The organism is Marinobacterium nitratireducens (assembly GCF_014645375.1).
Taxonomy (GTDB): domain Bacteria; phylum Pseudomonadota; class Gammaproteobacteria; order Pseudomonadales; family Balneatricaceae; genus Marinobacterium_A; species Marinobacterium_A nitratireducens.
Window position 1 is genome coordinate 101,961 of sequence record NZ_BMLT01000006.1, and the last position, 20,936, is coordinate 122,896.

The following is a 20,936-nucleotide window of genomic DNA, read 5'->3' on the forward strand; positions in this document are numbered from 1 at the left end:
CTGCCCAGAGTGGAGGTATTCAGCAGCCCTTAGCGCCCTGTCAGGAGGTGCCCTCGTGGACAATATCAGCGGACGTTATTTCGACGATGCCGAGTACCAGCGGCGCCGTCAGCAGGTCAGGGAAGGCATGACGGCACGCGGGCTCGACGCCTGTCTGATCGCCAGCCCGGAAAACATTTACTACCTGACGGGTCTTGACCACCAGGGCTACTTCGCCTGCCAGTTGCTGATACTGCCGTCCGACGGTCAGCCGGTGCTGATCACCCGTGCGATGGAGAAGGCGACGGTGCGCGACCAGGCGCCGGACGTGCTGCACGTCGGTTACGCCGACGGCACCGAACCCGCACCCGGCGACGCTGCGCCGGTGATCGACGATACCTGGTCCCTGACCATGGGCACCCCGACACGGGAGCCGCGCCGGCGCCCCTATCTGATGCCGTCCGCCGCGGTTCGGGAGACCGTCAGAGCGCTGGAGGACGCGGGGCTGGCGAAGGCCGTGATCGGTATCGACATGAACAGCACCTTCCTGCCGTATTCGATCGCCGAGGGCATCATGAACGGGGTGCCGGATGCCGACTGGCAGCAGCTGGAGAGCCTGGTGGACGACGTGCGGGTGTTGCAGTCGCCGGCGGAGCTCGAGCTGACACGACGGGCCGCGGCGATTTCCGACTCGATGATGCTCTCGGCGATCGCCGCTGCGGGGGTGGGTATCAACGACCGCGAAATCATGGCGGCGATCTACGATGCCATGTTCCGCCGCGGCGGCACCTACCCGGGTTTCGTGCCGCTGGTGCGCTCGACCGGCAACCTGGCGCACGAGCACGGCACCTGGGAGGATCGGGCGCTGCAGCAGGGAGACCTGCTGTTTCTCGAGATGGCCGGCTGTGCCAGGCGCTACCACGCCCCCATCGGGCGACTGGTGTTTATCGGCCACGAACCCCCAGAGGCGAAGCAGGCCAACGACATCTGCCGCGATGCCATGATGGCGGCGGCCGATACCATCAGGCCCGGCGTGCTGGCCGGCGATGTCTACGAAGCCTGGCAGGCGGTACTGGACCGCAGTGGCCTTTCGCACTACTCGCGCCACCACTGCGGCTACTCGATCGGTATCGGCTACCCGCCCAGCTGGTCCGGCAGCGGGGTTCCGGTCGGCCTGCGACGCAATTCCCAGATGCGCCTGCGCGAGGGCATGACCTTCCACCTGATGAGCTGGCTGCTGGGGTCGGGGCAGGGTGACGCCTTCCTGTCCGATACCGTCGAGGTGACGCCGCACGGCTGCGAATTCCTGACCTCGGTCGGGCGCGGCGTGCTGGTGCGCTGATGCCTGAGATGAACACCGATTTCCGCCACCTGCTGGCCAGCGACAACGCCTCGGGCGTGCACCCGGAGGTGATGGCGAAACTCGCCGAGATCAATCGCGGACATGCGCCCGGCTATGGCGCCGACGCGCTGACAGAGGCGGCGCTCGAGCGTTTCGCACAGCTGTTCGGCGAGCGCAGCGAGACGCTTCTGCTGTTCAACGGAACCGGCGCCAACGTGCTGGCCCTCAAGGGCATGCTGCGCAGTCACGAAAGCGTGCTGTGCTCGGAGCTGGCGCATCTGCTGGTCGACGAGTGCGGCGCGCCCGAGCATTTCGTGGGGTGCAAACTGACGCCGGTGCCGGCGCCGAACGGCAAGCTCACCCGGGATGCCATCGAAGCCCGGCTGGCGGCCGGTCACAGCGGCGGCGTGCACCGCAACCGGCCGCGGGTGCTGTCGCTGTCGCAGGCCACCGAGCGCGGCACGCTGTACAGCCTCGGGGAGCTGCGGGCGTTCGGCGAGCTCGCCCGCAAGCAGGGACTGCTGGTGCATCTGGACGGAGCGCGCATTGCCAATGCCGCGGTCGCGCTCGATGCCAGCTTCGCCGAACTCGTCGAGTGGGTCGACGTGCTGTCCTTCGGCGGCACCAAGAACGGACTGATGATGGCGGAGGCGCTGGTGATACTGAATCCGGATCTGCAACAGGCCTATCCGTATCTGCGCAAGCAGGGCATGCAGCTGGCATCGAAGCATCGTTATCTTGCGGCCCAGTTTCTGGCCTACTTCGACAACCAGCTGTGGCGGCGCAATGCCGCCAACGCCAATGCCATGGCGCGGCGTCTCGGCCAGGGGCTCGCCGCCATCGATGGGGTGATGCTGAGCGAGCCGGTGGACGTCAATCTGGTATTCGCGCAGCTGCCCAATGCCTGGCTCGAGGACATTCAGCGCCTGACGCCCTGTCTCGCGCTGCGGGGCGAAACCCGCACAGAAGTGCGGCTGGTGACCTCGTTCGACACTTCGCCGGCGGATATCGACGCGTTCGTCGATGCCGTTGCGCGGCTGGCGGCAGAGCGCTGACGCCAGCCCCATCGTATCGGTCGGGCCCCGGTTCGACCCCTCATGAGGCCGGCCCTTGGCCGGTGCCACAGTAGATCAGGAGGCAGAGCCATGAGCCAGATAGAAGTCGTGAATCCCTTCACCGGGGAGCCGGTGTTCTCGCAGTCATCGGAGTCCTTTGCCGCCGTCAGCAAGCGCATCGATGCCGGACAGCGCGCGGCCCTGGCCTGGCGGTCGCTGACGCCGGAAACCCGGGCCCGGCACCTGCTCGGGGCGCTGGACTACTTTCGCCACAATCGCGACGACATCGCCGCCGGCATCACCCGTGAAATGGGCAAGCCGCTCGCGGCGGCGAAGGAAGAGCTGGACTTCATGCTGGAGCGGGCCGAATACCTCTGCCGCTTCGCCAGCGACGGTGCGCTCGACCCGGCGCACCATGCGCAGTACGACGACGAAACTTTCGAGGGCCGTATCGAGTGCCAGGCCAAGGGCGTCGTGTACATCATCACGCCCTGGAACTATCCGCTGTTCTGCGCCATCAACGGCAGCGTTTGCGCGCTGCTGAGCGGCAGCGCAGTGGTGCTCAAGCACAGCACCACGCCGTCGGTGGGCGCGCACTTCGAGAAGGCGTTCGGCACGATGGCGGGTATCGACGGCCTGCTGACCCATGTGCTGGTGGACTTCGACGTTTCGGCTCGCATCATCGAGGAAGCCGATATCAATCATCTGGTGTTCACAGGCTCGGTGCAGGGCGGTCGAGTCGTGCAGCAAAGCGCCGCCAAGCGGGCCTTCAACGAGGTGCCTGACCCCTTTATCCAGTGTTCGCTGGAGCTTGGCGGCAGTGACGCCGCCTATATTGCCGAGGATGCCGATATCGAGCAGGCGGCCTTCTGGACCGTAAAGATCGGCCGGTTGCACAACTCCGGCCAGTCCTGCTGCGCGGTCAAGCGGGTGTATGTCCACGCAAGCCTCTACGACGACTACCTGGCGCGGGCGCAGGCGATCATGGAGGCGGAGGTCAGCGGCGACCCCATGGCGTCAGAGACCACCCTGGGGCCGTTGCACGGCGGCGAAAAAGCGGTATCCGGGCTGCTGGAGATGGTCCGGCAGGCCGAGCGGCTGGGGGCCCGCCTGTGCACCGGCGGCGACACCGAAAGCCACGGCAATGCCGAGTTTCTGCGCCCGACGCTGCTGGCCGATGTCAGGCCGGAGATGCGGGTGCTGCAGGAGGAGACCTTCGGACCGGTATTGCCGGTCATGAAGGTTGCTGACGACGACGAAGCCATCGCTCAGGTCGGCAACAGCCGCTACGGTCTGACCGCGTCGATCTTCACCCGTTCACGCCAGCGCGCCGAGCATTTTATCCGCGCGGTCGATACCGGCACGGTTTACGTCAACCGCTGCAACTTCGTCGATGCGCGCCTGGGCTGGATTGGCCGGCACGCGTCGGGCAACGGCTCGCTGGCGCTGGCGCCGGAAGGGCTGCAGGCGTTCAGTTGGCGCAAGTCGGTGAACATCGACCCGTCTGACTTGAAATAGATTGGGTGCATCGCAGAAGAGAAGGAAGGCAACGGACAAAAGTAGAATGGGTGGAGTCGCAATGGCACTTCGATGTCGGTGCGCAGAGGGTTTGCTGCGGCGTAAGCCATCAATGTCTCCGATTTTCGCCGTCCTGAGTTGTCACCCCAAGATGGGTTACACGACGCCCTGGCTGCGTAAGGGACGGAGATTCCCTGCCCGGGCGTCGTTCCACCCATCCTACTATCCGGAGGTCCCATGTCTGAACTGCCACCCTGTCCCGATGTCGCGCTGATGCGCGATCTCAGTGAAACCCGGCGTCGTTTCCACCGAACACCGGAGCTGTCCTGGACCGAGTATCAGACCACGGCGCGGCTGTGCGAAGAACTCGAAAGTCTGGGCTTTGCCGTCGAATGGGGGCAAAGGCTGTATGCCCGGGCGCCGGGGAATCCGCCGGATCCCGAAACCGATGCGAGGGCCTGGCAGCGGGCCGAGCAGGCGCTGGGGGCGGACAACCGCTATCTGGCCGCGATGCAATCCAATCGCACCGGGCTGGTGGCGACCCTCGACGGCAGCGGGCCCGGCCGGGTGTTCGGCTTTCGTTTCGATATCGACGCCCTGCCGATCAGCGAGAGCGACGCGGCGGCCCATGTGCCGGCGGCGGAAGGTTTCGCCTCGGCTTATCCGGGCATCATGCACGCCTGCGGCCATGACGGCCATCTGACCATTGGCCTTGGGCTGGCGCGCCGGCTCGCGGCCAGCCGCGGGCGCTGGAACGGCCGGGTGCATCTTTTCTTCCAGCCCGCCGAGGAGGTGGCCGGTGGCGGGGCTGTTTTTGCCGAGTTGCCGCAACTGGCCGAGGTGCAGCTGTTCACCACGCTGCATCTGGGCATCCTGGATCGCTACCGCATCGTTTTCGACGCCACCTGGATTGCGGCGCGGATATACGACGTCGTCTACCGGGGCCTGGCCAGTCACGCCGGCAACGCGCCCCAGGCCGGTCGCAATGCCCTGCTCGCCGCCTGTCAGGCGGTGCAGGGACTCTATGCGCTGCCGCGCCACAGTGCCGGCATGTCGCGGGTCAATGTCGGCCGCTTCCGCTCCGACAATGCCCACAATGTCATCGCGGACGAGGTGCACTTTCGCTACGAGGTGCGCGGCGGTGACGACGCCATCTGCGACTTCATGGCCGAGGCGGCGGAGCGGGTCCTCGAGGGTGCGGCGCGGATGAACGGCGTGGAGTGGCAGCGTTCGGTGTTCGCCGAGTTCTCCAGCTGTCCCAACAGCAGGGCGCTGGCCGAGCGGATCGCCGGGCTGGCGCAGGGACTGGGCCTGCCGCAGGCGCTGCTGCAGGACAGTTTCCAGGTGTCGGCCAGCGAGGACGCCGGCTATCTGATCCGCAGGGTGCGTGAGCAGGGCGGCGAGGCCACCCACCTGATTCTCGGCTCGCCGGTCGGCGGAGGCCACCACAGCCCGACCTTCGACTTCGACGAGCAGCTGCTGGGCTGGGGCGTGCTGCTGTTCGAGCGTCTGGTGACGGAAGGTTGATGCAGGAGAAGCGTACCCAAGCTTAGGGGCACTTCCCCGCCGCGAATCTGTTCTTGCATTGGAGCCCCTGTTCGCGGCGAGGCGCCGCTTCTGCGTAATACCAATGCCCTAAAGTCGCCCTCTGTCGTTTTCGTGTATAATCGCGCCGCAATCATCCAAGCAGCCGGCTGACAAGAGCTGCCCCTTTACCCGGAGCCTGACGGAGAGTCTCAATGAGCGTGATTCGCCAAGACGATTTCATCAGCAGCGTCGCAGATGCGCTGCAGTTCATCTCCTACTATCACCCGATCGACTTTGTGCAGGGCGTTCACGAAGCCTACCTGAAAGAGCAGAACCCGGCCGCCAGGGACGCCATGGCGCAGATTCTGATCAATTCGCGGATGAGCGCCGAAGGGCACCGTCCGATCTGCCAGGATACCGGTATCGTTACCGTGTTCTGCAAAATCGGCATGAACGTGACCTGGGACGCCAAGATGAGCGTCACCGACATGATCAACGAGGGTGTGCGTCGGGCCTATAACAACCCTGACAACGTGCTGCGCGCCTCCATTCTGGCGGATCCCGCCGGCAAGCGTCAGAACACCAAGGACAACACCCCGGCCGTGATCCATTACGAAGTCGTCGAAGGCGACGAGGTCGAGGTGCATATCGCGGCCAAGGGTGGCGGTTCGGAGAACAAGTCCAAGATGGTGATGCTGAACCCGTCCGACAGTATCGTCGACTGGGTCGTCAAGACCGTGCCGACCATGGGCGCAGGCTGGTGTCCGCCGGGCATGCTCGGTCTCGGTATCGGCGGTACCGCGGAGAAGGCTGCGGTACTGGCGAAGGAGTCGCTGATGGACCCGATCGATATCCACGAGCTGCGCGAGCGCGGCCCGCAGAACCGCGTCGAGGAACTGCGTCTGGAGATCATGGATGCGGTGAACGCACTGGGGATCGGCGCCCAGGGCCTTGGCGGTCTGACCACGGTACTGGACGTCAAGATCAAGGATTACCCGACCCATGCCGCGTCGCTGCCGGTCTGCATGATTCCGAACTGCGCCGCGACCCGTCACACCCACTTCAAGCTCAACGGTAACGGCCCGGCCGTGCTGACGCCGCCGAGCCTGGAAGACTGGCCGGAGGTCACCTTCGAGGTCGGCGCCAATACCCGTCGCGTCAACCTCGACGAGATCACTCCGGAAGAGGTCGCGACCTGGAACGTCGGCGACACCATCCTGCTCAACGGCAAGATGCTGACCGGCCGCGATGCCGCCCACAAGCGCATGATCGAGATGCTGAACAATGGCGAGCAGCTGCCGGTAGACCTCAAAGGCCGCTTCATCTATTACGTCGGCCCGGTCGACCCGGTGCGTGACGAAGTCGTGGGGCCGGCGGGCCCGACCACCTCGACCCGCATGGACAAGTTCACCCGTCAGATCCTGGAGCAGACAGGCCTGCTGGGCATGATCGGCAAGTCAGAGCGCGGACCGGTGGCGATCGAGGCGATCCGGGACAACAAGGCGGTGTATCTGATGGCCGTCGGTGGCGCCGCCTATCTGGTGTCCAAGGCAATCACCTCGGCCGAGGTGCTGGCGTTCCCGGAACTGGGTATGGAAGCGATCTACGAATTCGAGGTCAAGGATATGCCGGTGACGGTGGCGGTCGACGTCAATGGCGAGTCGGTGCACACCACAGGTCCTGCCAAGTGGAAGGAGATCATCGCCAGGTCGGCCTGATCTGAACGAAGCTGAAAACGGATCCTTTCCGACGGAGCTCCTTCTTCGGGCGAATCCCAGGATTCACCCGCAGGATCGGGCTCCTACCAGTCACCGCAGCTCAGGCGCAGTCGAGCTGCTCTTTTTCCAGTCGGCGCTTGGCTTCAAGGTAGCGCGGCATCGGGCCGACGTCCTCATAGATGGGGTCGCCATCCTCGATCCGAATGACCTTGGGACCGGGGCGGTACGGCATCTTTGCCTCGACTTCCATCAGAATGCTGTGCAGCAGCGAGCTGCAGACGTCTTCACGGCTCAGTCCGAAAGCGCATGCCAGCGCTTCGAGGCGAACCAGATCTTCCTTGCTGATGGTGACGTTGAGGTCTGTAAGGCTCTCCTGCAGGCGGGCTTTCGATTCGAGCGCGTCGAGCAACTCGGAGACATGACTGGTGGGCATGATCCATCTCCTTTGATGACTACAGTTTCAAGGTAGCCCAGAGGCAACTTTTTAGCGAGCAGGCGCGGCCGTGACGCAGCCGGCCGGCCGCTTTAGAATGCTGCATTTGCAAAATAACGGGGGATAACCGGGGCAATGGCGAAAATCAAGATTCTCGTGGGGACCACCTACGGCACCAGTCAGGAAGTGGCCGAGGATTGTGCGGCGCAGCTAAAGGCGCTTGGGCACGATGCCAGCGTGCTGCGCCAGCCCGCCTACGACGAGGTGGTCAGCGATGCGCCGCAGGTGCTGCTGGTCTGTTCGGCGACCATCGGGCAGGGCGAAGTGCCCGAGAACCTGCTGCCGCTGTATCTCGAACTGAACGACCGCTTTCCGCTGATGCCCAACGCCGGCTTCGCGCTGATCGCCCGCGGCGACAGTTCCTACGAAAACTTCGCCGAAGGCGGGCGTCAGGTCGCCGATCTGCTGCGCGAGCTGCAGTTGCGCGAACTGGTTCCGCCGCTGTTCCTCGATGCCTGCGAGACGATGGACCCGGAGGCCGAGGTCGACGCCTGGATCCAAAAGCTGGCCGAAGTGCTTTAATCGCGTAAGGCGTAAGGCGTAAGGCGTAAGGGGGCGCACTTGTTGCTTTGGGGCTGCGGGTCGCTGCTACACTGACTCGCGCTTAACGCTTAACGCTTAACGCTTAACGCTTAACGCTTAACGCTTAACGCTTAACGCTTAACGCTTCAGAAACCCCTGCTGCTGCAGGAATGCCAGCATGTGCGGGCGTGCTTCCTTGATCAGCATGCCGGAGATCTGCTCGCTCCAGCTCATGTCCTTGTTGCCGCCGGTGCGGCTACGGTAGTACTGGCGCACCTGCTCGTCGTAGTCGCGGATGCGCTCGCAATCCTGGCTGTCGTCGTAGCGGTCCTTTTTCAGGATCACCTCGAGGGGCAGGCGCGGTTTCACTTCGGGGTTCTGGTCCGGGTAGCCGAGGCAGAGCCCGAAGACCGGATAGACCAGTTCCGGCAACTCCAGCAGCTCCGCGACCCGGTCGATCCGGTTGCGCAGTCCGCCGATGAAGACGATGCCAAGGCCCATGGACTCCGCCGCGACCGCGACATTCTGGGCGAACAGGGCGCAGTCGGCGGTGGCGGTGATGAACTGTTCGGTGAAACCGGACTGCATCTGCGCGCCGTGCATGTCGCAGCACAGCCGGTGGCGCTTCATGTCGGCGCAGAACACCAGGAAGGCGGCGGCGTCGGCGACATAGGCCTGGCCGCCGGCGCACTGCGCCAGTTCCTCGCGCCGGGCCGGATCCTCCACCTGAATCACGGTGCAGGCCTGCAGGAAGCTGGAAGTCGCCGCGGCCTGTCCGGCGCGGACCAGTTCGTCGAGGGTTGCCTGATCGAGGCGCTCGCCCTTGAATTTGCGGATCGAGCGGTGGGATTTCAGCAGTTCGATGGTTTCATTCATATTGGGGAAGTCGTCAGTGGTGAGTGGTAAGTAGGGTGCCCTGAGCGAAGCGGCACCGGAAAAATGGCACGTTTCGCTGGCATTTGCTCCTGCAATGCCAGGCTTCCCGCGGGGCGGCCTTCCGCCATCCCTGGCGATTGCTGCACTCAAGGTGCCCTACACGAATCAAACGCCACGGCGCGGCCGGCTCATCGTTAGTGCGGACCATTTTAACACCCCGCCCGCGTTCAGCGCAGAATCCGGCGGAACGTCAGGTTGATCCGCGGCGCCGAGACCCGGCGGCGGCGGGGCAGGGCGTGCTGCCAGTGGTGCTGGGTCGGGCCACGCATCAGCAGTAGCGAGCCCGGCTCCAGCCGCAGCGTCAGTTTCGCCTGCGTCGGGTCCTGTCGGTGGCGCAGGACGAAGTCGCGCGCGGCGCCGAGGCTGAGTGACGCGATCACCGGATCGGTCCCGAGCTCGGGTTCGTCGTCGCTGTGCCAGCCCATGCTGTCGTCGCCGTCGCGGTACAGGTTCAGCAGCACGCAGTTGAACGGGGTCGGCTCGAGCTGCGCGAGACGCCGGCGCAGGTCGGCGACGCGCGGGTGCCAGGGGCTGGCGGTCAGCAACAGGCCGGAATAGCGGTAGCTGAGTTCCGGCTCGCCCTGGAACTGCTGCAGCCTCGGAATCAAGCACTCTCGACCGAACAGCCGGATGCGGTCCTGACGCCAGTCGACTTCATCGCTCAGCTGCGCGAGCAGCAGCTGCTGTTCGTCTGCCGCGATGAAGTCGTGGTACAGCAACAGCTCGGCGTCCGGCAGGGACGGGCGCTCGAGGCGCATCAGGCCGACAGCCAGCTGCGGCAGGCGTCGGCCAGAGCCCCGGCGATGCAGATGGCGTTGCTCGGATGCGGCACCGTGTTGGTGGTGATAATCTCGGCTTCGCGTTGCAGCCGCGCGTAGGCGTCGCCGGCGAAGAGACCATGCACCGCAATACAGGTCGCGCGCGGCATGCCGGCGTGGCGCAGGTGCTCCAGCACCTTGAGCAGAGTGCGGCCGCTGGAGACGATATCGTCGATCAGTACCGGCTGATGCCCGTGCCACTGACTCAGCTCCGGCACGTCTATCTCGACATCGAAGTCGCCGCGGCGTTGCTTTTGCAGGACCAGGCTGGGGGCGCCTGCGAGCCTGGCGACCTCGCCGACCCATTGCTCACTCTCGCTGTCGGGTCCGATCAGCAGCGGCTTGTCGATATGCTGCCCGATCCAGGCCGCGATCAGCGGCGCCGAGGGCACGACCCGGCTCGACAGCCGGTAAATCTCGTCCAGCGACGCATAGCGGTGCAGATGCGGATCCAGGGTTATCAGACCGTCAAGCGCCCCGGAAAGCAGTTTGGCGAATACCGCCGAGGTCAGGCACTCGCCGGGGTTGAAGCGGATGTCCTGGCGCATGTAGGGCAGATAGGGCGCGATCAGCAGCACGCGCCTGGCGCCGAGTTCCCGCAGCGTCGCGGCGGTGAACAGCATCGGCAGCACCCGGGCGTCCGGATCGTTGAGGTTGCAGAACAGCAGACAGTCCCGCCCCTGGCAGTCGCTGTGGATGCGCAGGTAGGTTTCGCCGTCGGGAAAGCGGTGCTGCTCCAGCTCGCCGCTTTCGGCCACGAGTTGCTGCGCCAGGCGGGCCGCGAGCGCCGCATCGGATTCCAGGTTGAACAGCAGCGGTGTCACTTTTCGTTTCCTTCCGACAGGGCCAGTTCGACGACCTCGGGATGGGCTTCGAGGAAATCGACGGCGTAGTTGAGCTCGCCCGAGCTTTCGGCATGAATCATCAGCAGCACGTCGTTCGGTTCGACCCGGTCGCCGAGCTTGACCGAAATTTCGACACCGGCGGCCTGGTCCAGCGGCGCGCCGGCGAGCTTGGCAATTTTCGCCAGCAGGCGATTGTCGATCTTCTGCACCTGGCCGGCGTGGTTGGTGGTGAGGCTGTAGCGGTAGGGCGCCACCGGAGGGCGTTTCAGGGCGCCCTGGGCATGGCAGATGGCCTGGAATTTCTGCCAGGCGCGGCCGCTGTCGAGGGTTTCCCGCGCCAGGGCCTCGCCCTGTCCCGGCGAGGCCTTGTGGGCCATTTCCAGCAGCGCGCCGGCCAGCAGGCAGGCGCGTGCGCGCAGATCCTCCGGCGCTTCGGGCTTGCCCTGCAGTACCGCCAGAACGTCCCGTGCTTCCAGCGCAGGTCCGACGCCGCGCCCGACCGGTTGACTGCCGTCGGTGCAGATCACCCTCACCTGCAGTCCCAGCGACGAGGCGACCGCCTCGAAGGTGGCGGCGAGTTTTTCCGCCTGTGCCTGGCTGCGTACCTTGGCGGTGGCGCCGACCGGGATGTCGATCAGCACGTGGGTGGCGCCGGCGGCGATCTTCTTCGACAGCACCGATGCCACCAACTGGCCTTCGCTGTCGATATCGAGCGCGCGCTCGACCTGGATCAGCAGGTCGTCCGCCGGGCTCAGCCTTACCGAACCGCCCCAGGCCAGGCAGCCCCCATGCTGCTTGACCACCGCGCGAATCTGTTCGTGACTGAGGCTGACGTTTGTCAGCACTTCCATGGTGTCGGCGGTGCCGGCCGGGGAGGTAATGGCGCGCGACGAGGTTTTCGGCACCGTCAGTCCGCAGGCGGCGAGGATCGGCACCAGGATCGGCGTGGTGCGGTTGCCGGGCAGGCCGCCGACGCAGTGCTTGTCGATAACCATCGGCATGCCCCAGTCGATGGTTTCGCCGGCCTTGATCATCGCCCGGGTCAGGGCGGTGATCTCCTTGAGGTCGAGGTTGTCACTGCCGCAGGCGGTGATGAAGGCGGCAACCTGGACGTCGGCGTAGCGGCCGTCGACGATGTCGTTGATGATGCTCTGGAACTGCATCTCGTCGAGACTATGGCCGTAGACCTTGGCGCGGACGTAGGACAGCGACTGGATCGGCGGCGGGTGCGAGACGTGGATCGGCATGCCCTCGGTGAGGTCGAGACGGCGCCAGGCCGACTCGGAAAAGCCGATCTGACCCGGTGCCACCAGGTCGCTGCTGACCATGTTGAGCGTGGCGATGATGTGCTGCGAGTCGCTCGATACCAGCACCCGCGAAAGTGCCGCGAAGCCTTCCGAACGGCAGACGGGGCAGTCGGCGCGCATGAAGACGATCGGTTCCTGGCGGGTATCGATGCCGAGCCGATGGGCTTCGAGCGGCAGCATGCGATCGGAGAGCTGGATCATGGCGTGATTTCCGTCCCTGTGGCTTGTTCACCACTTTAGCACGCCGGCGGCGGGCCGGCGCAGGACCGGGGTCAAGGTTCGCTCCATTACCGCTTCGGTCGTCCGACCGGGTCCCGTATTGCTGCCCGCAGCGTCAGTAACCGGCCGGGTTGATAGCTTGCGGACCGGCTCTGCTGCTAGAATCGCTGCGCTCATTCAGATTACCTGCGTTTAAGGGAACCCGATGGAACATCGATACCGGCTGCTGCTTTCCTGTCCCGACCGTGTCGGGATAGTGTCCATGGTCAGTAACTTCATCTCCAGTCACGGCGCTTCCATCGCCGATGCCAATCAGCACTCGGACCCGACAACCGGCTGGTTCTTCATGCGGGTGGAGATCTTTGCCGAGTCGCTGCCGTTCAGCATCGAGCGTCTGCGCGAGCAGTTTGCGCCCATTGCCCAATCGTTCCAGATGGAGTGGCAGATTACCGACTCCGCCCTGCCCAAGCGGGTGGTGCTGATGGCCAGCCGCGAGGCGCACTGCCTGGCCGACCTGCTGTACCGCTACCACGCCGGCGAGCTGGACTGCGAAATTCCCTGCGTGATATCCAACCACGACGACCTGCGCAGCATGGTCGAGTGGCACGATATACCTTACTATCACGTGCCGGTTGACAGCGCCGACAAGCAGCCGCATTTCGACCGGGTGCTGGAGCTGGTGCGTGAGCACCGCGCCGACGTCGTCGTGCTGGCGCGGTACATGCAGATTCTGCCGCTGGAGCTGTGCGGGCTCTATCCGCACCGTATCATCAATATCCACCACAGCTTCCTGCCGTCTTTCGCCGGTGCCAGGCCCTATCATCAGGCGCACGAGCGGGGCGTCAAACTGATCGGCGCGACCTGCCACTACGTGACCGAAGAGCTCGACGCCGGCCCGATCATCGATCAGGATGTGATACGCATCAGCCACCGAGACCTGCCGGAAGATATGGTTCGCCTGGGGCGCGACGCCGAGAAGACCTGTCTGGCCCGCGGCCTGCGCTGGCACCTCGAGGATCGCATCCTGGTGCAGGGTAACAAGACCGTGGTTTTCAACTAAGCCGCCGTTCAAGGTCCCGCCTGAGGCTGCGCTCCGCTCCGGAAGCGGCCGCTTCGCGCTGTGCGAACTAAACTGTGTGCACAGGGAAGCGGACCGGGCCGGCCGGGTCCTGCGTCTGTACCATCGACATGGATGCCGATATCATCGAGGAGCCACTCTCAAGGGGAGGCTTCCGCAGTCTGTTAACTGGAGTCCCATGGGGTACACTTTCCCGGAACAACCGATCCCGTTCTATCCCTCGCTGGCGAAGCGCCTGGGCAGCGATGAAGCGCTGCTGCTGGCGATCTACCATGACCGTGCACGCAGTGGCGGCCGGGCGGAGCCGGGCGAACTGCTGATCAGCCGCAGCCAGTGGCTGCAGCTGGCCGATTTCTGGGATGAGTCGCGGCTCGCCGCGGCCACCGAGAGCCTCGTGCGCCAGGGCTGCCTGGAAGCGTCTTACGACGGCAACCTGGTGCGGCTGCGTCTGCTGCCGCAAACCGAGGCCGAGGCAGTCGCGCCGCCCCGGCCGGAGCCCGTTGCGCAGGCGCCGGCCGCGGAACCTTTGACCCGGCTACCGGTGCACGACGAGCCGCCGCGCCCGCTGACCCGGCAGGCCTCGCGGCCGAGGAGTCAGCCGCGCATGATCGAGGAGCGGGGGCCGGCGCCGACCTTCGGTGCTGCCGGCGGCTGGCGTCGCCACAAGGATGAACTTCAGGTCCTGTTCGAGCAGCACGAGGTACGCAATCAGCAGCTCAAGCCGATGGAGCTGGGCTGGCGGCCGTCGGAGACGTTTTTTGCCTTGCTGCCGCGACACCAGATCCCGGCCGAATACGCCGAGGAGCTGCTGGACGAATTCGTGCTCTACTGGATCGCGAAGGAGCGCAAGGAGACCAACTGGGATCAGAAGTTCCTGACCTGGGTAAAGCGGGAATGGGTCCGCAAACAGTCGCGGGACAGCGGCATCAAGGATGCCGCGGCACGTGGCGACCAGGCGCAACAGACAGGCTATCAGCATGAAAACTCCCGCCGAGATTCTCGCGAAAAACGCAAACAGGTTACCGCAGCAATCATGGACATCCGCGACACCGACTGGTGACGGACACAAGCAGGGAGGCGGCGATCAGGCCGGCGCTCTGTCGGTCGAGACCAAGGCGCTGGTGAACATGCTGTTCGCGCGCTTTATGGCGATTTACGGCCACAAGTTCAAAAGCTGTTTCGAAACCCAGGACGAGATTCGTATCGCCAAGCGCGAATGGGCGCTGAGTCTGCGCGGCTACGGAGAGGCCGAGCTGGTGGCCGCCATTGACCACTGCAAGGAACGGCTGGCCTGGATGCCGACCATTTCGGAGTTTCTCAAGATTCTGCAGGATCTTGGAACCCGTGGCCTGCCGGGACTGCAGAGCGCCTATCAGGAAGCCTGCATGCACGCCGAACACCCGACCCGGCACGACTGGAGCCACCCGGCGGTCTATCACGCCGGGCGCGCCACCGGCTGGTTTCGCCTGCGCAGTGAAGAGCAGGAGCAGGTATTGCCGGATTTTCGCTACCACTACGGTGTTATGGTGCGCCGCGCGCGCGATGGCGAGGACCTGACCGTGCCGGTGCCGGTGGCGCTGCCGGACAAGCGCGACAATACGCTGGTGGCCTTTATCGAGCGCTGGGGCGAGGAGCAGGGGCTGGCGCCCGAGGTGGCCGCCTCACTGCTCTACTATCTGACCAAGCCCAGGGGCTCCAAGACCCGCGAGCGCTTTCGCGCCCACGCCCGGCAGGAAGCGCAGGACAAGGGCCTCGATGTCGAGCTGCCGGAAGATTATCAGGACTGATGGTGGGCACTGAGGCGTACAGTTTCGACTGCACTTGACCGTATCCACGATTGGAGGATGGGTAGAGCGATGCACCGGTAGGGACATGACCGGTACCCGTACCTTTCGGGCATCGCGAAACCGCCATGGAAGGCGGAAGGTCGTCCCGCGGAAATCCTTAATACCCAGGAGCGGTTTCAAGGAAACCCGTCAAATCGATCGCCGTACAGATCGATTGACTTCAGTCGGCATGGATTAGAAAAGGCTCCTGTAGGCGCTCGCTCCGCGAACGAATCCGGAACTGGCAGGGCTCTGCAGGGCTTTTCGCCCACAGAGTGGGCTCCTACAGGTGGCACCGGCGCGCTCTTGTAGGCGCTCGCTCCGCGAGCGAATGACTCGGGTACGGTCCTTCGGACCTGGACCCAGCCTGCGGGGGCTGCACGCTTTGCGGGCGACGAGGCCAAGTGTGAGGCCCGTGCCTGTGCATCGCTTGTCCCATCCTGCAATTCGTCACCCGTCACCCTTCACCCATGCCCTGTCCGAACATTTCGCCGATGGCTCTGGACAGCGTTTCGCTACGTTCGGGGTTGCGCAGCGCCGCCATGATGGGGCCTCGCAGCGAGGGCATGAACATCAGATCGGCCAGGACGCGGGAAAAGCCCGCCTGGCCCGCTTCGCCGGCGGCGAGGCGCTCGAGGAACGGCTGCAGCAGTTCGGGGTCTTTGAGACTCTCGCAGCAACGGGTGGCGAGGGCGACGATGACCTCGGCCTCGAGCGCCCGGGGGCTGGCCAGCACCCGCTGCAGCAAGGCCTTGCGCAGCGATTGCGACGGGCTGTTCGATACCGCCCGCACCAGCGCCGCCAGCAGGCCGCCGTCGCTGTCCCGGTCGCAGGCGAGGGCCGAGTCGAGGCGGGGTTCCAGCGCCTGCAGCAGGCGGTGGCCGGGCTCGACATGTTCCAGCGCCCGGCACAGCGCGCCGAGCGGTTCCGCCGGCAGCCAGCCAATGGCGTCGGTCAGCAGTGCTTCGTTGCGGCCCTGCTCCAGCCGTACCACCAGGTCGGCAATACCCTGATAGCCCAGATTGACCCAGTTCTCCGGCGCCAGCTGGCCGGCGAAGTAGTGCTGGGCGTATTCGTAGTAGCGGGATGCGCTCTGGCGCAGCACGAGACCTGCGTGGGCGTGGAACAGTGCCATCTTTTCATCGTCCGGCTTGAACGAGAAGGGGTTGTCCTTGAGGGCATCGTTGCCATCTTCGACCAGGCCGCCGATATTTTGCATCAAGCGGTGCAGCAGGTCGTCGCGCACCGCCTGAACCAGAAAACCCTGCTCGTCGAGCGGCAGCTTGAGGAACCAGACGGCGTTGCGCTGGGGGCTGTCGGGGTGCCAGAGCAGCAGGCCGACCCAGGCATGGTGCAGGTAGGGCTGGGGGTAGGGGATCCTTCCCTGTTCGACCCTGGCGAAGGTCGTGGACGACAGCTTTGCGACCCGGCGACCGAGGTCGAACAGGCGACAGCGGGCTCCGGTCTGGTCGATCAGTTCCAGCAACGATTGAATCCGGGTCAAGGTGTCCTCCTCGCGGCGATGGCGTCAGACGGGCAAAAGCGCGGATTTTACCAGTCCTGCCGCCGGGGTGACAGCTGTGCGCCCCTCAGCCGGCCAGCAGCAGTGCTTCGGCCTTCTCCACCTCGCGTACGGTACCGCGCAAAATCACGATATCGTTGTCTTGGAGGCGGGTCTCGGCGCCGGGTGCGCTGAGCAACTCCTGGTCGCGCCTTATCGACTCTACCTCCACTGCAAGCTCCAGTTCCCCGAGGCTGTGTCCGGGGGCGTGGCTGCCGGGCGCCAGTATCACCGGATGCAGGACCTCGGCCGGGGCGCCGTGCTTGTCCAGCTTGCTCGACTGGCCACCGTGATAGTAGCCGTGCAGCAGGCGGTAGCGCTCCTGTCGAACCTGGCCGATTCGGGCCTCGATGGCGCGCTCCGGCACATCGAGCAGCGTCAGAACGTGGGAGACCAGCATCAGGCTGCCCTCCAGCGCCTCCGGGATCACCTCGGTGGCGCCGGCCTGCTGCAGCTGCTCGAGCCGGCCGTCGTCCCGGGTCCGCACCAGTACCGGCAGGTCCGGAAAGTGGTGCTTGAGACCCTGCAGGGCCTTGAGGGCGTCGGCGTCGTCGGGAAAGGTGAGAATCATCAGCCGGGCCCGTTCCGAGCCGAGGGACTTGAGCAGATCGGTGCGACGGGCATCACCGTAAAAAATCCGCTCGCCGGCCATGGCGGCTTCCTGAACCCGCAGCGGGTCGTTGTCGATGATGACGTAGGGAATTTCCAGCGGTCGCAGGAAGCGCGCGATCACCTGTCCGACCCGGCCGTAGCCGCAGAGAATGACATGGTCGCTGATATCCTCCAGTTCGTTGCCGGGATGGGGCAGCGAGTCGGTTTGACGGCTGCTGCGCGAGTAGCGCATCAGCAGGCGGCTGAGTGCTTCCGAGTAGCGGATCAGGATCGGGGTGGCCAGCATGCTGAAGATGATCACGGCGACGACCAGTGCGTGCAGCTCGGAGCTGACCAGTTGGTGGTTCAGCGCCAGCGCCAGCAGGGCGAAGCCGAATTCCCCGCCCTGGGCAAGGCAGATGCCGGCCCTCAGCGAGTTGGCCGCGTCACCGTGCAGCAGCCAGGCGGAAAGCATGATCAGGCCTGCCTTGACCAGCAGCAGTGCCAGCGTCGCCGCCAGCACCCAGTGGATATGCGCGACGAGGGCGTTGAGGTCGAGCTGCATGCCCACCGAAACGAAGAACAGCCCGAGCAGTACATCGCGAAACGGTCGGATATCGGCTTCCAGCTGGTGCCGATAGCGGCTTTCGCCGAGCATCATGCCGGCCAGGAAGCCGCCAAGCGCCATCGACAGCCCGGCGGCATGGGTCAGCCAGGCCGCCGCCAGCGCCGCCACCAGGGTCGTCAGTACGAAGAGTTCGTCCGAGCGGGACTTGGCGACTTCATTGAACAGCATCGGCAGCACGGTGCGTCCGAACACCAGCAGCGCGACCAGCAGCGCCGAGCCCTGCAACAGCATTGTCACCACCTCGCGGCTGTCGAGCTGCTGCTGGCTGCCGCCGAGCGTCGGTACCACGATGAGGAAAAATACCGCGGCGAGATCCTGGAAGATCAGGATACCGACGGACAGGCGGCCATGGGTGGCGTTGATCTCGTTGCGGCGGATCAACTCGCGCGTGACGATGGCGGTCGACGACAGTGCCAGGGCGCCCGCGATCACCAGGCTGGTGGCGAATGGCAGATCCAGCGCCCAGGCGGCCAGCATGATCAGTGCTGCGGTCAGAATTACCTGCATCGACCCCAGCCCGAACACCGTGCGCCGCATCGCGATCATGCGCGGCAGCGAAAACTCCAGCCCGAGCATGAACAGCAGGAAGACTACGCCAAGCTCGCTGAGCAGGTGTATGCCGGCATCGTTGTCGACGACGCCTAGGCTGTAGGGCCCCAGCAGGACGCCGACGCTGAGATAGGCCAGGATCGGTGGCAGCCGTACCCGCCGAAAGAGGGTGATGGCAACCACCGCCGAGGCGATAATGGTGAGAAACTGCTGGAAAAATCCATGTTCCATAGTGAACCACGGCTGATGGATGTGGCTGTCAATTGTATCCGAACGGGCCCGCGGGTGCGCCATGCCTTGGATCAAGGTATGGCTGATCGAAGCGGCGCGTGCGCGCCTGGCGTTGTCCGGGACTGGTAGAGGAACCCATCGCGTGCTTTCAGAACACCACGAGAGCATCGGACGCTGTTGCTGGGTTTCCTGATATTGGCTCCTGCAATATCAGGATTTCCGCCGTCCTTGGCGGTTTCGCCGCATCAAACCAGGAGCATCCCGATAGGAAGTGCCACCGCGGCTCCACCCAGCCTACGCTTTGCCCTGAGCGTGATACCCTGCCTGAAACCTGTGTTGAACGCTGCATTCGGCCACGCAGATAGATTTTCAACAGCCTGTCAGGGGGCGGCGCTCCCGCAGGGCCTCAGTGCAGTGCGCGCAGAGTGCGGTCGATTTCGGTGATCAGTTCGAGCAGGATGGCGGTGTCGGCGTCCACTTCCTTGAATACCTCTTCGGCCATGCTGGCGATGTCGCTGCTGGCCGGCAGCGGCTGCCGCTGCTCGATCATGATGCAAAAGCGCGGAATCATGATCCATTGCACCCATTCACAGAAGCTCAGGGTGTCGACGCAGAAGGGCTGGGCGCTGGACAGCGCCTCGGCGGACGGCGCCGAGGCCTGCCACAGGTCGAGCGCGCGCATTTCACGCTCGACCTCGATCAGCAGCTGCGCCAGTTGCCGGTGCTGGCTCATCGGCTGCCACTCCGTGCCTGCTTCAGGGTATCGGCGATCAGGAACGCCAGCTCCAGCGCCTGTTCGCCGTTGAGGCGCGGGTCGCACTGGGTCTGGTAACGGTCCGCCAGGCCTTCTTCGGTGATCTGGTAGGCGCCGCCGATGCACTCGGTGACGTTGTTGCCGGTCATCTCGAAGTGAACGCCGCCGGCGTAAGTGCCCTCGGCGCGGTGGACCTCGAAGAAACCCTTCATCTCGCGCAGGATGGCGTCGACGCTGCGGGTCTTGTAGCCGCTGGAGGCAGTGGTGGTATTGCCGTGCATCGGGTCCGAACTCCAGACCACGGAGCGTCCCGACTCCTTGACCGCGCGTACCAGCGGCGGCAGCTTGTCGAGGATCTTGTCGGCGCCCATGCGGGCGATCAGCGTCAGCCGGCCGGCCTGGTTTTCCGGATTGAGAATGTCGATCAGCCGCATCAGATCATCGATGCTGGTGCTCGGCCCGACCTTGACGCCGACCGGGTTCTTGACGCCGCGCAGGAACTCGACGTGGGCGTGGTCCGGCTGACGCGTGCGGTCGCCGATCCAGAGCATGTGCGCCGAGCAGTCGTACCAGTCGTCGGTCAGACTGTCGCGGCGGGTGAGCGCTTCTTCGTAGCCCAGCAGCAGCGCTTCGTGGGAAGTGTAGAGGCTGGTCTCGCGAATCTGCGGCGTGTTTTCGGCATCGACGCCGCAGGCTTCCATGAACGCCAGCGTCTGGTCGATCTGATCGGCGAGGTGCTGGTACTTCTCGCCCTGCGGGCTCTTCTCGACGAAACCGAGGTTCCATTTGTGTACCTGATGCAGGTCGGCGAAGCCGCCCTGGGCAAAGGCGCGCAGCAGGTTGAGCGTCGACGATGCCTGGTGATAGGCGCGCAGCAGGCGCTGCGGGTCCGGAATCCGGGCTTCACTGGTGAAGTCGAAGTCGTTGACGATATCGCCGCGGTAGCTGGGCAGCTCGATGCCATCGCGGGTCTCTATATCGGCAGAACGCGGCTTGGCGAACTGGCCCGCCATGCGGCCGATCTTGACCACCGGGCAACTGCCGGCGAAGGTCAGCACCACCGCCATCTGCAGCATCAGCTGGAAGGTGTCGCGAATCTTGTTGGCATTGAACTCGGCGAAGCTCTCGGCGCAGTCGCCGCCCTGCAGCAGAAAGGCGCGGCCCTCGGCGACCTGGGCCAGCTGCTGGTGCAGCGAGCGGATTTCACCGGCGAACACCAGCGGCGGCAGCCGGCCGAGTTCCTCTTCCACGGCGCGCACCGCGCCGGGGTCCGTGTAGGTGGGCTGCTGAACGATCGGTTTCGTGCGCCAGCTGCCGGGGCTCCAGTCTTGCATCTCGTTGACTTCTTGCTCGAACGGTTCTGTAGTGGAGGCAACAGTTTACGGCAACAGCGTCGAGAAACAAGCGGTCGTGGCATACTGGGGTTTGGTTTGAAGGAG

Annotated in this window: 18 protein-coding genes; 9 read left to right on the forward strand and 9 right to left on the reverse strand. The window is 64.9% G+C overall.

Going from position 1 to position 20,936, the window contains the following annotated elements; translation table 11 throughout:
* Window positions 1-55 precede the first annotated feature (55 nt).
* From IEX85_RS12885 to IEX85_RS12905, 5 genes are all read left to right on the forward strand, one after another.
* Window positions 56-1,321 carry a M24 family metallopeptidase gene (locus IEX85_RS12885; RefSeq protein ID WP_188861020.1) on the forward strand — a complete coding sequence of 422 codons (1,266 nt, stop codon included), beginning with the start codon at window positions 56-58 and terminating at the stop codon, window positions 1,319-1,321.
* On the forward strand, window positions 1,321-2,376 hold the full coding sequence (locus IEX85_RS12890; RefSeq protein ID WP_229721907.1) for a threonine aldolase family protein: 1,056 nt from the start codon (window positions 1,321-1,323) through the stop codon (window positions 2,374-2,376). The genes IEX85_RS12885 and IEX85_RS12890 overlap by 1 nt, the downstream gene beginning before the upstream one ends.
* Before the next feature lie 90 nt (window positions 2,377-2,466).
* Complete coding sequence (locus tag IEX85_RS12895) at window positions 2,467-3,894, forward strand: aldehyde dehydrogenase family protein (RefSeq protein ID WP_188861021.1); 1,428 nt, start codon at window positions 2,467-2,469, stop codon at window positions 3,892-3,894.
* A 237-nt stretch (window positions 3,895-4,131) separates the two neighbouring features.
* On the forward strand, window positions 4,132-5,421 hold the full coding sequence (locus tag IEX85_RS12900; RefSeq protein WP_188861022.1) for an amidohydrolase: 1,290 nt from the start codon (window positions 4,132-4,134) through the stop codon (window positions 5,419-5,421).
* A 212-nt stretch (window positions 5,422-5,633) separates the two neighbouring features.
* Entirely contained in the window at window positions 5,634-7,139 is a 1,506-nt protein-coding gene (locus tag IEX85_RS12905; RefSeq protein WP_188861023.1) for a fumarate hydratase, read from the forward strand.
* Window positions 7,140-7,239: 100 nt separating this feature from the next.
* Here IEX85_RS12905 and IEX85_RS12910 read toward each other — a convergent pair whose 3' ends face one another.
* Window positions 7,240-7,572, reverse strand: coding sequence for a hypothetical protein (locus IEX85_RS12910; protein ID WP_188861024.1), 333 nt, complete (start codon window positions 7,570-7,572; stop codon window positions 7,240-7,242).
* Window positions 7,573-7,707: 135 nt separating this feature from the next.
* On the opposite strand from IEX85_RS12910, the gene IEX85_RS12915 reads away from it, so the two are divergent.
* Entirely contained in the window at window positions 7,708-8,154 is a 447-nt protein-coding gene (locus IEX85_RS12915) for a flavodoxin domain-containing protein (RefSeq protein ID WP_188861025.1), read from the forward strand.
* 138 nt (window positions 8,155-8,292) lie between these two features.
* Here IEX85_RS12915 and nfsA read toward each other — a convergent pair whose 3' ends face one another.
* The 4 genes from nfsA to IEX85_RS12935 form a co-directional block, all read right to left on the reverse strand.
* Window positions 8,293-9,030: an oxygen-insensitive NADPH nitroreductase gene (gene nfsA / locus IEX85_RS12920; protein ID WP_188861026.1), complete on the reverse strand. Its 738-nt coding sequence runs from the start codon at window positions 9,028-9,030 to the stop codon at window positions 8,293-8,295.
* 227 nt (window positions 9,031-9,257) lie between these two features.
* Window positions 9,258-9,848 (reverse strand): alpha-ketoglutarate-dependent dioxygenase AlkB family protein, encoded by a 591-nt coding sequence (locus tag IEX85_RS12925; RefSeq protein ID WP_188861027.1) that lies wholly within the window; start codon window positions 9,846-9,848, stop codon window positions 9,258-9,260.
* Window positions 9,848-10,732 (reverse strand): ribose-phosphate pyrophosphokinase, encoded by an 885-nt coding sequence (locus IEX85_RS12930; protein WP_188861028.1) that lies wholly within the window; start codon window positions 10,730-10,732, stop codon window positions 9,848-9,850. Before IEX85_RS12930 ends, IEX85_RS12925 begins: the two co-directional genes overlap by 1 nt.
* Window positions 10,729-12,261: a thymidine phosphorylase family protein gene (locus IEX85_RS12935; protein ID WP_188861029.1), complete on the reverse strand. Its 1,533-nt coding sequence runs from the start codon at window positions 12,259-12,261 to the stop codon at window positions 10,729-10,731. Before IEX85_RS12935 ends, IEX85_RS12930 begins: the two co-directional genes overlap by 4 nt.
* A gap of 223 nt (window positions 12,262-12,484) precedes the next feature.
* On the opposite strand from IEX85_RS12935, the gene purU reads away from it, so the two are divergent.
* From purU to IEX85_RS12950, 3 genes are all read left to right on the forward strand, one after another.
* A complete protein-coding gene (gene purU, locus IEX85_RS12940) occupies window positions 12,485-13,339 on the forward strand; it encodes a formyltetrahydrofolate deformylase (protein ID WP_188861030.1) in 855 nt (284 codons plus the stop codon).
* Window positions 13,340-13,535: 196 nt separating this feature from the next.
* Window positions 13,536-14,417 (forward strand): DnaT-like ssDNA-binding domain-containing protein, encoded by an 882-nt coding sequence (locus IEX85_RS12945; RefSeq protein WP_188861031.1) that lies wholly within the window; start codon window positions 13,536-13,538, stop codon window positions 14,415-14,417.
* Window positions 14,418-14,484: 67 nt separating this feature from the next.
* Complete coding sequence (locus IEX85_RS12950) at window positions 14,485-15,144, forward strand: replication protein P (RefSeq protein ID WP_188861242.1); 660 nt, start codon at window positions 14,485-14,487, stop codon at window positions 15,142-15,144.
* A 496-nt stretch (window positions 15,145-15,640) separates the two neighbouring features.
* Here the strand turns inward: IEX85_RS12950 and IEX85_RS12955 are convergent, their stop codons facing one another.
* The 4 genes from IEX85_RS12955 to IEX85_RS12970 form a co-directional block, all read right to left on the reverse strand.
* The gene (locus IEX85_RS12955; protein WP_188861032.1) at window positions 15,641-16,687 is read right to left on the reverse strand and encodes a DUF3549 family protein; all 1,047 of its coding nucleotides are present in this window, start codon (window positions 16,685-16,687) and stop codon (window positions 15,641-15,643) included.
* Between the two features lie 85 nt (window positions 16,688-16,772).
* Window positions 16,773-18,743 (reverse strand): monovalent cation:proton antiporter family protein, encoded by a 1,971-nt coding sequence (locus IEX85_RS12960; protein ID WP_188861033.1) that lies wholly within the window; start codon window positions 18,741-18,743, stop codon window positions 16,773-16,775.
* A 406-nt stretch (window positions 18,744-19,149) separates the two neighbouring features.
* Window positions 19,150-19,476, reverse strand: a complete 327-nt coding sequence (locus tag IEX85_RS12965; protein WP_188861034.1) for a YqcC family protein — start codon at window positions 19,474-19,476, stop codon at window positions 19,150-19,152.
* Window positions 19,473-20,831: a class II 3-deoxy-7-phosphoheptulonate synthase gene (locus IEX85_RS12970; RefSeq protein ID WP_188861035.1), complete on the reverse strand. Its 1,359-nt coding sequence runs from the start codon at window positions 20,829-20,831 to the stop codon at window positions 19,473-19,475. Before IEX85_RS12970 ends, IEX85_RS12965 begins: the two co-directional genes overlap by 4 nt.
* Between the last annotated feature and the right edge of the window lie 105 nt (window positions 20,832-20,936).